The sequence below is a fragment of the Kitasatospora sp. NPDC059462 genome, from assembly GCF_042749955.1.
GTDB lineage: Bacteria > Actinomycetota > Actinomycetes > Streptomycetales > Streptomycetaceae > Kitasatospora.
The window spans coordinates 38,528-49,324 of sequence record NZ_JBHYUU010000041.1; the positions used below are offsets into that span (position 1 = coordinate 38,528).

Here is a 10,797-nt window from a genome sequence, read left to right on the forward strand (position 1 = left end):
GACCGGAGGTCAGCGTCCGCGCTGGAGGCCGAGTTCGGCGAGCCTGGCGGGCAGCGGTCCGCCCGGGCCCGCCGGCCCGCCGTGGCCGGGTCCGTGGCCGTGGACGCCGGGGCGGCGCTGGCCGGGCAGCGGGGCGCCGCCGGGGGGCGGCGGGACGGGGCGGCGGGCCATCGGACCCGGCTGGGTCTGGTGGACGGGACCGCTGCCGGTGCCGTGCACCGGGGCGTCACCGGACGGCGGGGCGCCGAGCGGCGCGAGGTCGATCTGCACCCCGCAGTCGGCGAGCGCGTCGAGCTCCCGGGCGGTGGTGTCGTCGGCGGTGGCGTGCTCGTCGGTGACGAGGCGGGTGATGGTCTCGGTGGGGACGGTCTGGAACATGCTGTCCGCGCCGAGCTTGGTGTGGTCGGCGAGGATGATCACCTCGGCGGCCGACTGCACCAGGGCCCGGTCCACGCTCGCGGAGAGCATGTTGGTGGTCGACAGACCGCGCTCGGCGGTCAGTCCGCTGCCCGAGACGAAGGCCTTGGTGACCCGCAGCCCGTGCAGGGACTGCTCGGCGCCGCTGCCGACGAGGGCGTAGTTGGAGCCCCGCAGGGTGCCGCCGGTCATCACCACCTCCACCCGGTTGGCGTGCGCGAGCGCCTGGGCGACCAGCAGCGAGTTGGTCACCACGGTCAGCCCGGGCACCCGGGCGAGGCGGCGGGCGAGTTCCTGGGTGGTGGTGCCGGCGCCGACCACCACGGCGTCGCCCTCCTCCACCAGGCCGGCGGCGAGATCGGCGATGGCGCTCTTCTCGGCGGCGGACAGGTGGGTCTTCTGCGGGTAGCCGGGTTCGCGGCTGAAGCCGCCGGGGAGCACCGCGCCGCCGTGCCGGCGGTCGAGGAGCCCTTCTGCCTCCAGGGCCCGTACGTCGCGGCGCACGGTCACTTCGGAGGTCTGGACGACGCGGGCCAACTCGCGGAGCGAGACCGCTCCGTTGGCGCGCACCATTTCGAGGATCAACTGGCGACGTTCTGCTGCAAACACAGAACCGACGGTAACCTGCGTGACCGTCTGCTTTCAGGCGTTTGCTGCTAGTAGCGGGAATTGCTCACAGCGGAGCGGCGCGTGACCGTACAATGCGCGCCGTCGGCGGTCCGGGACTGCGCCCGCCGTCCGGGTGACGGGCGGGGGTGGGCGGCGGGCGGCCGCCCGGCCGCGACCGCCCCCAACTGAGCGCGCTGGGCTCAGTTTTCGCCCTCGTCGCGCTTGCGGATGTGGAGCTGGCGGGCGGCCTCGGCGGTGGAGCCGGAGACCGACGGGTAGACGGTGAAGGCGCTGGCCACCTGTTCGACGGTCAGATTGGCGTCCACCGCGAGCGAGATCGAGTGGATGAGCTCGCTGGCGCGCGGGGCGACGACCACGCCGCCGACCACGATGCCGGTGCCGGGGCGGCAGAACAGCTTCACGAAGCCGTCGCGGATGCCCTGCATCTTGGCCCGCGGGTTGCCCCGCAGCGGGAGCTTGACCTCGACCGCGTCCATCTTGCCGCACTCCACGTCGGCGGCGGTGTAGCCGACGGTCGCGATCTCGGGGTCGGTGAAGACGTTGGAGGCCACCGTCTTGAGGTTCAGCGGCTGCACCGCGTCGCCGAGCGCGTGGTACATGGCGATCCGGCCCTGCATGGCCGCCACCGAGGCGAGCATGAAGACGCCGGTGCAGTCGCCGGCCGCGTAGACGCCGGGGGCGCTGGTGCGGGAGACCCGGTCGACCTGGACCTGGCCCCAGTCGTTGAGCTTGACCCCGGCCTCCTCCAGGCCCATCTCGGCGGTGTTCGGGATGGAGCCGACCGCCATCAGGCAGTGGGTGCCCTCGATCACCGTGCCGTCGGAGAGGATGACCTCGACCGTGTCGCCGATCCGCTTGACGCTCTCGGCCCGCGAGCGGCTCATCACGTTCATGCCGCGGCGGCGGAAGACCTCCTCCAGCACCTCGGCGGCGTCCGGGTCCTCGCCCGGCAGCACCCGGTCGCGCGAGGAGACCAGGGTGACCCTGGAGCCCAGCGCCTGGTAGGCGCCGGCGAACTCGGCACCGGTGACGCCGGAGCCGACCACGATCAGCTCGCGCGGCAGCTCCTCCAGGTCGTAGACCTGGGTCCAGGTCAGGATCCGCTCGCCGTCGGGCTGGGCGTCGGGCAGCTCGCGCGGGTGGGCGCCGGTGGCGATCAGCACGGCGTCGGCGCGCAGCGACTGCACGCTGCCGTCGGGCGCGTCCACCAGCACCTCGCGGGAGCCGTCCACGGCCTGGCCGCCGGTGCCGAGCCGGCCGCGGCCGCGCAGCACGGTGACGCCGGCCCGGGTGACGGACTGGGTGATGTCGTGGGACTGCGCGATGGCCAGGCGCTTCACACGCCGGTTGACCTTGCCGAGGTCGACGCCGACCACGCGGGCCGGGGTGTCGATGTGGGGGGTGTCGTCGGCGACGATGATGCCGAGTTCCTCGTACGAGCTGTCGAAGGTCGTCATCACCTCCGCCGTCGCGATCAGCGTCTTCGACGGAACGCAGTCCGTGAGCACCGCCGATCCGCCCAGGCCGTCGCGGTCGACGACGGTCACCTCCGCGCCGAGCTGGGCGGCGACGAGCGCCGCCTCGTAGCCGCCGGGTCCGCCACCGATGATCACGATCCGAGTCACGTCAACCATTGTCCCGCACGCCGGGAGCACTGCCACGCCGGGGTCGGGGCTTCTGTCGGATCGGCCGGTGAACGTAGGCTTCGCCCATGCCCCTTTACGCCGCGTATGCCACGAACCTCGATGCCCGGCAGATGACCCGCCGCGCTCCGCACTCGCCGCTGCGCGGCACCGGGTGGCTGTCCGGCTGGCGGCTCACCTTCGGCGGCGAGCACCTCGGCTGGGAGGGCTCGCTGGCCACGGTGGTGGAGGACGAGAAGGACCAGGTCTTCGTCTCGCTCTACGACGTGGCGCCGATGGACGAGGAGGGACTTGACCGCTGGGAGGGCGTCCAGCTCGGCATCTACCGGAAGATCAAGCTGCGGGCGCAGACCCTGGACGGCGACGTGCCGGTCTGGACGTACGTGCTGAACGACTACGAGGGCGGCCTGCCGGCGGCCCGCTACCTGGGCCTGATCGCGGACGCGGCGGAGAGCGCCGGCGCCCCCGACGACTACGTCCTGGACCTGCGCCGCCGCCCCTGCTGACCTGCCGGGCCTCGTGACCTACCAGGCCCCGGCCGTACCGGCCAGGGCCGCGACGACCTCCGCGCGGCGGGCCGGTTCGGTGCGCAGCGGGTTGGCGAGTTCGACGTGCAGCCAGGTGACGCCGAGGCCGGCGGCGTGGCGCCCCCCGACGTTGGTGGCGCCCGCGAGCCGTCCGCAGGTCTGCCGCCAGGGCCGGCACACCACCAGTCCGGCCGCCTCCAGGGCCGCCGCGGTGCTCTCGGCGGCCTCGCCGGGCGCCCCGGCGCCGCTGGAGACCACCGCGTCCGTGCCGGGCAGGCTGTCCTCGTCGAAGCCGTGCAGCTGGAGGCCGGGCAGTCCACGCCCGGTGAGGGCCTCGACGACGGCGGCGAAGACGGTGTCGTCGCGGTGGGCGACGTCCGCCGATCCGTCGGTCCCGGCCCGCCGGTGGGCACCGGCGAGGACGAGGACGCCGCCGGGCGCCGCCCGGAACAGTTCGGCGCCGAGGATCTCGGTGCGGCTGTCGGAGACCGGGTGCGGGATCTGCGCGGACCAGCGGGTCCGGGCGGAGAGGTCCAGGTAGATCCGGCCCCAGCCGCGCGGGTCGGCGCCGGAGGCGTCGGCGATCTCGGCGGTGCGGCGGCCGCTGACGGCCTCGGTGAACTCGGTGAGCCGGTAGCCGACGGCGGCCAGCAGCGGGCCCGCCCGGTCGGGGCGGCCGTCGAGGGCCGCCAGGACCCCGTCGGCGACGGCGCCGCGCTGGGCGGCGTCCGGGGCGGTGTAGGCGCCGTGGGCGAAGGCGGCGGTGTAGGCGTCGACCCGTTCGACGAGGTCCACCGCGAGCGGGCCGGACGCGGTGGCGGGACGGGGGGCCGCCGGGTCCCGTGCCCAGCCGCGGGCGGCGAGGGTCAGTCCGCCGGCGAGGGCCGCCAGGACGAGCAGCACCGTGACCGGCCGTCGCGCCGCGCGTCGCGCATCCCGTTTCTCCACGGGGAAGAACCTACCGCGCAAGACCCGAGCCCCATGATCGAAAAGATCGTGATCGAAGCTTCCTTCATCCGACATCATTACGAGACACGATAAGCGGAACCCGTTCGTACGCTTTTGAGGTTTCGGCCGGGCCCAGCCCCGGTCGCGGTGGGGCTCCAGGGGTGGGTGGCGCACTGCCGCCCGACGCACCGGACCCGACCCGACTCCCCCGACGAGGCACCCCCGTGAGCACGGCCCCCACCCCGCCGCGACAGCACCGCTATCGCCGCCGGGCCGACATGCCGCTGCTCGGGGGCATCCGCCCGCCGATCGCGCTGCTGCTCGTCCTGCTGCTGGCCGTCTCCGCGATCACCGCGCTGACCGTCGGCGGCCTGCGGGTGGACGACACCCCGCAGGCGGTCCGCGAGTCCCACCAGTACGCCGCCGAGGACACCGCCCTGTCGCTGCGGGCGGGCCTGCGGGAGAACACCGCCGACCTGCTGCGCTCCGCGGCCCGCTACGACCGGGCGCCCGCCGAGCCCGCCGAGGTGCTCACCGCGCTCGGCCGGGCCTACCGCAAGTGGCGCGGCACCGTGATCGTCCGCCCGGACACCGGCCGGCTGCTCGCCGCCCGCGGCGAGACCGTCCCGCTGGCCGGCCTCGACCTCGGCCGGGTCACCGACACCGCGCCCGCACCGCTGCTCGTCCCCTCCGCCGCCGGCACCCGGCTGCTGACCTTCGCGATGGTCAGCACCGTCCACGACGGCCGGGCGCTGCTGGTCGCCTCCGACAACCTGCGGCTGCCGGAGCTCGCCACCCGCGACGGCCAGACCATCCAGGTCCTCGACACCGCCGGCACCGTCCTCGACACCACCGGCGCCGGACTCCCCGACGAGGACGCCCGGCAGCTGGTCACCACCGCCCTGGACCGGGTCACCGCACGCCCCGCCGCCCCCGCCGCCACTCCGGGCGCGGTCGTCTCCGGCAGCCTGGCCGGCGGCGCCGACCCCCGGGGCGTGCGCCGGGTGGCCGGCTACGCCGCCGTCGCCGGCGCCGCCGCCGACCCGCACGACCCGGCCACCGCGCTCGGGCTCACCGTCGTCTCCACCGGCACCGTCGACGGCAGGGCCGCCGGACTGCGCCACCCGGCCCTCGGCCTGGCCGCCGCCGGCGCCCTGGTGGCCGTCGCCCTGCTGCTGGCGTGGTTCCTGCGCCGCACCCTCCAGCGCCCGCTGCTGCGGCTCTTCCTGGAGGCCCGCCGGCTCACCCGGGGCGAGCTGGACCGGCCGGTGCGCGGCCCGCGGCGCGGCGAGGCCGGACGGATCGGCCGCGCCCTGGAGGAGCTGCGGCGCCAGCTGCTCGACCCCGCCCGCCCGCCGGCCGCCCCGGCACCCGCGCCCCGGCGCCGCCGGCCCGGCGCCGCGCTGCCGCTCGGCCTGGCCGCGGCCGTCGTGCTCGGCTGGTCCGGCCCGCTGCTGCTGCTCGGCGGCAACGACGGCGAGGTCCGCGTCCCCACCCAGGTGGTGGCCGGCCAGCGGGACCGCACCGACAACGCCGCCGACCGGCTGCGCCAGGCGCTCAACGAGGGCTACGCCGACCTGCGGGCCCTCGCCCCCGAACTCGCCACCGCCTCCGTCGGCGACGCCCGGACGCTGCTGCGCACCGCCCTCGCCCGGCACGAGCGCTACCGCGCGCTGTACGTGCTCGGTCCCGGCGGCGAGGTGCTCGCCCGGGCCGGCGAGGAGCCGCACCGCACCGGCCCCGGGGCGCTCGGCCCGGGCGGCGTGCTGCTGCTCAACACCTCCGGCAGGGAGCCCCGGATCGCCGCCCGGACCCCGCTCGCCGTCCCCGCCGCCGACGACGCCGCCCCCGCGGACGTGCCCGTGGACGCCCCCGCGGACGACGCGCCGCCCGCCGGTCCGGTGCTGGTCGGCGAGTTCCGCACCGACTTCCTCGGCTCCCTGCTCGACCGGCCCGGCCTCGGCCGGGTCTGGCTGCTCGACGACCGCCACCGGGTGCTCGCCGCCAACGGGGCCTACGCCTCCTTCGGCGAGCTCCCCGAGGGCCGCGCCCGCGGCGTCCTGTCCACCGTGAGCGGCGACGGGGCGAAGCACGCCGCCGAGGTCGTGCGCACCGGCGGCGACCCGGTGCTGCTCGCCGCCGCACCGCTCGGCGGCCGCGGCGCCGTCGCCCGGCTCGGCTGGTCCGTCGTCACCGCGCACCCGGTGTCCTGGCTGCACCTCGACCAGAACCGGGCCGACCGGCGCGCCGTCCTGGCCGGCATGCTCGGCCTGGCCGCCGCCGCGCTCTGCCTGGGCTGGCTGTACGTCGCCGTCGGCCTGCCGCTGCGCCGGCTCACCGCGAGCGCCGAGGCGCTCGCCGCCGGGGACCGCCGCACCGTGCTCCACCCCGTCCACCACGACGAGGTCGGCGCCGTCGCCCGCAGCCTGGAGCTGATCCGCCAGGACCTGGAGCGCGCCGAGCGCGAACGGGCCGACCGCGAACGCGCCGGGCACCGCGCCCCCGCCGCCACCGCCTTCTGAGAGGGACCCGTGCTCTTCCTCTACTTCGTCCTGCTGGCGTGCTGCGCCGTCCTGCTGGTGGCCGGCATCGTCGAACAGCGCCGGCACTTCGCCGCCCTGGACCAGATCCCCACCCGGGTCCTGGTCAACGGCATCCGCGGCAAGAGCTCGATCACCCGGCTGTGCGCGGGCGCGCTGCGCGGCGGCGGCCTGGTGACCGTCGCCAAGACCACCGGCACCGCCGCCCGGTTCATCCACCCGGACGCCACCGAGGAGCCGGTCCACCGGAAGTTCGGCATCGCCAACGTGGTCGAGCAGATCGGCATCGTCCGCCGCGCCGCCACCTACCGCCCGCACGCGCTGGTGATCGAGTGCATGGCCGTCATGCCGGCGCTCCAGGAGGTCAACCAGACCAAGCTGATCCGCTCCACCATCGGCGTGCTGTGCAACGTCCGCGAGGACCACCTCGCCGAGATGGGCCCGACGCTGGACGACGTCGCCCGCTCGCTGTCGCGCTCGATGCCGGTCGGCGGCGTCTGCGTCACCGCCGAGCGGGAGCGCGCGCACATCCTGCGCGAGGAGGCCGCCCGGCGGAACTGCGAGCTGATCGAGGTCGACCCGGAGTCGGTCAGCGACGAGGAGCTGCGCGGCTTCAGCTGGTTCACCTTCAAGGAGAACGTGGCCGTCGCGCTGGCCGTCGCCGCACTGCTCGGCGTGGACCGGCAGACGGCGCTGCGCGGCATGTGGGCGGCGCCGCCGGACCCGGGCGTGCTCTCGGTCGAGCGGTACCGGACGGCCGACGGCAAGCGGCTGCGGTTCGCCAACGTCTTCGCCGCCAACGACCCCGGGTCGACGCTGATGAACGTCCGCCGGCTGGAGGACCTGGGCGCGATCCACCGGCCGCTGCACGTGGTGGTCAACTGCCGCCCGGACCGCGTCGAGCGCAACGGCCAGATGGGCCAGATCGTGCCGGACCTCGACCCGGACACGCTCTTCCTGATCGGCCACCCCACCAGGAGCGCCCGGGACGCCGTCCCGGCCGGCTGGGGCGGGCGGGTCGTCGACCTCGGCGGCGACCGGCGGGACCCGGCGCGGCTCACCGCCGAGCTGCTGGACGCGCTCGGCCCCGACTCCTCGCTGGTCGCGATCGGCAACATCCACGGCCAGGGCGAGCTGCTCCTGGAGGAGCTGGCCCGGCTCGCCCCGGACGACGAGCCCGCGGACGCGGCGGCGTACGAGCCGGCGTACGAGCCGGTGCACGGACCGGTCCACGTCCCCGAGCCGCTGCCCGAGGCCTGGTTCGAGCCTGCCGCCCCCGACGCCCCGTACCAGCCGTACGACCCCCACCACCCGTACGGCTCGTACGACCCGTACGGCGCGTACGCACCGTACGACCGCCCCCACCCCCGCCACGACGGAGACCAGCCGTGATCCCCACCGAGCTCACCCCCGAGATCGCCGCCATCGGCATCGCGCTCGGGCTGGTCTTCTCGCTGGTCTGCTACCTGACCACCAACCTCTCCCCCGGCGGCATGATCACCCCCGGCTGGCTGGCGCTGACCCTGGTCGAGGACCTCCAGCGGGTCGCCATCGTGGTCGGCGTCACCGTGCTCACCTACCTCGCCACCCGGGTCGTGCAGAAGCTGGTGATCCTCTACGGCAAGCGGCTGTTCGCCACCGTGGTGCTGATCGGCGTCCTGCTCCAGGCCACCGTGATGCTGGTCCTGCAGCGCGAGCTGCCCACCCTGTACGCCAACCAGACCCTGGGCTTCATCGTCCCCGGCCTGATCGCCTACCAGCTGGTCCGCCAGCCCCGGGCGGCCACCCTGACGGCGACCACGACCGTCACCCTCGCCAACTACGTGGTGCTCACCGCCGGCCTGCTGCTCGGCGCCCTGCCCGGCGCCTGATCCCCCGGCACCCGAACCCGGCACCCCACCCCCGGAGCCCGAACCGCCATGCCCGTCACCCGGAAGTCCCTGCTCAGCGGCGCCCTCGCCACCACCCTGCTGGCCACCAGCGGCTACCTCACCGTCCAGCTGCGCGAGCGCGACCCGCACCCCGTCCCGGCCGGCGCCACCGCACCGCTGCTCACCGCCCCCGCCCCGGCCCCCGCCGGCACCGCCGCCGCAGCGGCGGCCGGACCGCGCTACGAGCGGCTGGCCGGCCCCGACCGGACCGTGGTGCGCGACGCGCGCGGCGGCATCCTCGCCACGCTGACGGACGGCGCCCGCACCGCCGTGCTGACCGGCCCCAGCCGCACCTTCGCCGAACCGGGCACCACCAGCGCCGTGCTGACCGGCGACAGCTGGGTGCGGCTGATGCCGCAGCCGTGGAAGGCCGGCGCCCAGGACGAGGCCTGGTTCCGCACCTGGTTCACCCGGTACCTCGGCTCCACCGAGGACGACGTGCTCGCCGTCGCCACCCAGTACCTGGCGGGCGCGCCGGAGGGCAGGGACGGCAAGGGCGTCCGCTTCAAGGGCGACGCCTCGTTCGGCCCGCTCAACCCCGACGGATCGTCCGGCAACGACCTGCGCCTGGAGCAGACCGACTTCCTCGACTACCTCGGCGTGCCGTACACCTTCGCCGACAAGGTGACCCGGCGCCCGGACCGGACCCGCTACGGCGCCTTCGACTGCTCCGGCTTCGTCCGGATGGTGTACGGCTACCGCTCCGGCTACCCGCTGCTGTCCAAGGACGCGCCCGGCCCCGGCCTGCCCCGCACCGCCAACGGCCTGGCCCGGACCGGACCGGGCGTGCCGGTGCTGCCGCTGACCACCGTGCCCGGCTCGGACACCACCGTGCGGCCCGCCTCGACCGACCCGCTGCTCCCCGGCGACCTGGTCTTCTTCGAGATCGACGCCCGCACCGGCGCCCGGCTCGACCACACCGGCATCTACCTGGGCCTGGACACCGACGGCCACCCCCGGTACGTCTCCAGCCGCGAGGAGGCGGACGGGCCGACCTTCGGCGACAAGGGCGGCACCGCCCGGCTGGACGACAACGGGCTGTACGCCAAGGGGCTGCGCAGCGCCAAGCGGCTCTGACCGGCCCGGCCGCGCGCGGTGACCGCAGCACGGCGCCGAGCGGTGCGTCCGGGCCCGTCCGGGTAACGATCCGGCACGTCGTACCAGGAATTTCTACGCGCGTAGCCGTTTCCCGTCTATCCTCGGACACGTGAACGCATCTCCTCAGTCGGTCGTCTCCGCCGACCCCTACGCCGCCGCCCAGGCCGCCGCCGAGCGCCTGCGCGAGCTGACCGGTGCCGAGCGCCACGACGTCGCCCTGGTGATGGGCTCCGGCTGGGTGCCGGCCGCCGACGCCCTGGGCGAGACCGTGGCGGAGTTCCCGGTCACCGACCTGCCGGGCTTCCCCGCCCCCGCCGTGGCCGGCCACGCCGGCACGATCCGTTCGGTGAAGATCGGCGAGAAGCGCGCCCTGATCTTCCTCGGCCGCAACCACTACTACGAGGGCCACGGCGTCGCCACCGTCGTCCACGGCGTGCGCACCGCCGCCGCGGCCGGCTGCGGGATCATCGTGCTGACCAACGGCTGCGGCGGTCTGCGCCCCAGCTGGGTGCCCGGCCAGCCGGTCCTGATCAGCGACCACATCAACCTGACCGCCGACTCCCCGATCGTCGGCGCCAACTTCGTGGACCTCACCGACCTCTACTCCAAGCGGCTGCGCGAGCTGTGCCGCGAGGTCGACCCGAGCCTGGACGAGGCCGTCTACGTCCAGTTCCGCGGCCCGCACTACGAGACCCCGGCCGAGGTCAACATGGCCCGGGTGATCGGCGGCGAGCTGGTCGGCATGTCCACCACCCTGGAGGCCATCGCGGCCCGCGAGGCCGGCGCCGAGGTGCTGGGCATCTCCCTGGTCACCAACCTGGCCGCCGGCATGACCGGCGAGCCGCTCAACCACGCCGAGGTGCTGGAGGCCGGCAAGGCCTCCGCCGAGCGCATGGGCGCGCTGCTGGCGAAGGTCCTGGAGCGGATCTGACGCCGGCGCGGGTGCGGACGGCATGAGCGACGGGGCCCCGGGCGGGTGTGATCCGGTGATCACACCCCCCCCCCGGCCCCCCCCCCCGGCCCCCGCCCCCCCCGCCCCCCCCCCCGCCCCCCCCCCCCCCCC

General features: G+C 75.5%; 9 protein-coding genes. 6 read left to right on the plus strand and 3 right to left on the minus strand.

The genetic code is table 11. The features are described 5' to 3' along the window. Nucleotides 1-9: 9 nt before the first annotated feature. Together ACFXAM_RS13770 and ACFXAM_RS13775 are read right to left on the minus strand one after the other, a co-directional pair. Complete coding sequence (locus ACFXAM_RS13770) at nt 10-990, minus strand: DeoR/GlpR family DNA-binding transcription regulator (RefSeq protein WP_380290711.1); 981 nt, start codon at nt 988-990, stop codon at nt 10-12. 236 nt (nt 991-1,226) lie between these two features. Next, complete coding sequence (locus tag ACFXAM_RS13775) at nt 1,227-2,681, minus strand: NAD(P)H-quinone dehydrogenase (protein ID WP_380290689.1); 1,455 nt, start codon at nt 2,679-2,681, stop codon at nt 1,227-1,229. A gap of 77 nt (nt 2,682-2,758) precedes the next feature. On the opposite strand from ACFXAM_RS13775, the gene ACFXAM_RS13780 reads away from it, so the two are divergent. After that, a complete protein-coding gene (locus tag ACFXAM_RS13780) occupies nt 2,759-3,196 on the plus strand; it encodes a gamma-glutamylcyclotransferase (protein WP_344331090.1) in 438 nt (145 codons plus the stop codon). 18 nt (nt 3,197-3,214) lie between these two features. Here ACFXAM_RS13780 and ACFXAM_RS13785 read toward each other — a convergent pair whose 3' ends face one another. Then, nucleotides 3,215-4,165 carry a hypothetical protein gene (locus ACFXAM_RS13785; RefSeq protein WP_380290691.1) on the minus strand — a complete coding sequence of 317 codons (951 nt, stop codon included), beginning with the start codon at nt 4,163-4,165 and terminating at the stop codon, nt 3,215-3,217. Between the two features lie 224 nt (nt 4,166-4,389). Between ACFXAM_RS13785 and ACFXAM_RS13790 the strand changes: the two genes are divergently transcribed. From ACFXAM_RS13790 to ACFXAM_RS13810, 5 genes are all read left to right on the plus strand, one after another. Beyond that, nucleotides 4,390-6,687: a HAMP domain-containing protein gene (locus ACFXAM_RS13790; RefSeq protein WP_380290693.1), complete on the plus strand. Its 2,298-nt coding sequence runs from the start codon at nt 4,390-4,392 to the stop codon at nt 6,685-6,687. A 9-nt stretch (nt 6,688-6,696) separates the two neighbouring features. Beyond that, complete coding sequence (pgsB, locus tag ACFXAM_RS13795) at nt 6,697-8,097, plus strand: poly-gamma-glutamate synthase PgsB (protein ID WP_380290695.1); 1,401 nt, start codon at nt 6,697-6,699, stop codon at nt 8,095-8,097. After that, nucleotides 8,094-8,576 carry a poly-gamma-glutamate biosynthesis protein PgsC/CapC gene (locus ACFXAM_RS13800; RefSeq protein WP_380290697.1) on the plus strand — a complete coding sequence of 161 codons (483 nt, stop codon included), beginning with the start codon at nt 8,094-8,096 and terminating at the stop codon, nt 8,574-8,576. Before pgsB ends, ACFXAM_RS13800 begins: the two co-directional genes overlap by 4 nt. Nucleotides 8,577-8,624: 48 nt before the next feature. Continuing rightward, a complete protein-coding gene (locus ACFXAM_RS13805; RefSeq protein ID WP_380290699.1) occupies nt 8,625-9,713 on the plus strand; it encodes an NlpC/P60 family protein in 1,089 nt (362 codons plus the stop codon). 130 nt (nt 9,714-9,843) lie between these two features. Continuing rightward, on the plus strand, nt 9,844-10,665 hold the full coding sequence (locus ACFXAM_RS13810; protein ID WP_380290701.1) for a purine-nucleoside phosphorylase: 822 nt from the start codon (nt 9,844-9,846) through the stop codon (nt 10,663-10,665). Nucleotides 10,666-10,797: the final 132 nt, after the last annotated feature.

Bases quoted from the DNA above. Each gene is read 5' to 3' on its own strand.
- ACFXAM_RS13770 (WP_380290711.1), bottom strand. From the start codon at position 990: ATGGTGCGCGCCAACGGAGCGGTCTCGCTCCGCGAGTTGGCCCGCGTC.
- ACFXAM_RS13775 (WP_380290689.1), bottom strand. From the start codon at position 2,681: ATGGTTGACGTGACTCGGATCGTGATCATCGGTGGCGGACCCGGCGGC.
- ACFXAM_RS13780 (WP_344331090.1), top strand. From the start codon at position 2,759: ATGCCCCTTTACGCCGCGTATGCCACGAACCTCGATGCCCGGCAGATG.
- ACFXAM_RS13805 (WP_380290699.1), top strand. From the start codon at position 8,625: ATGCCCGTCACCCGGAAGTCCCTGCTCAGCGGCGCCCTCGCCACCACC.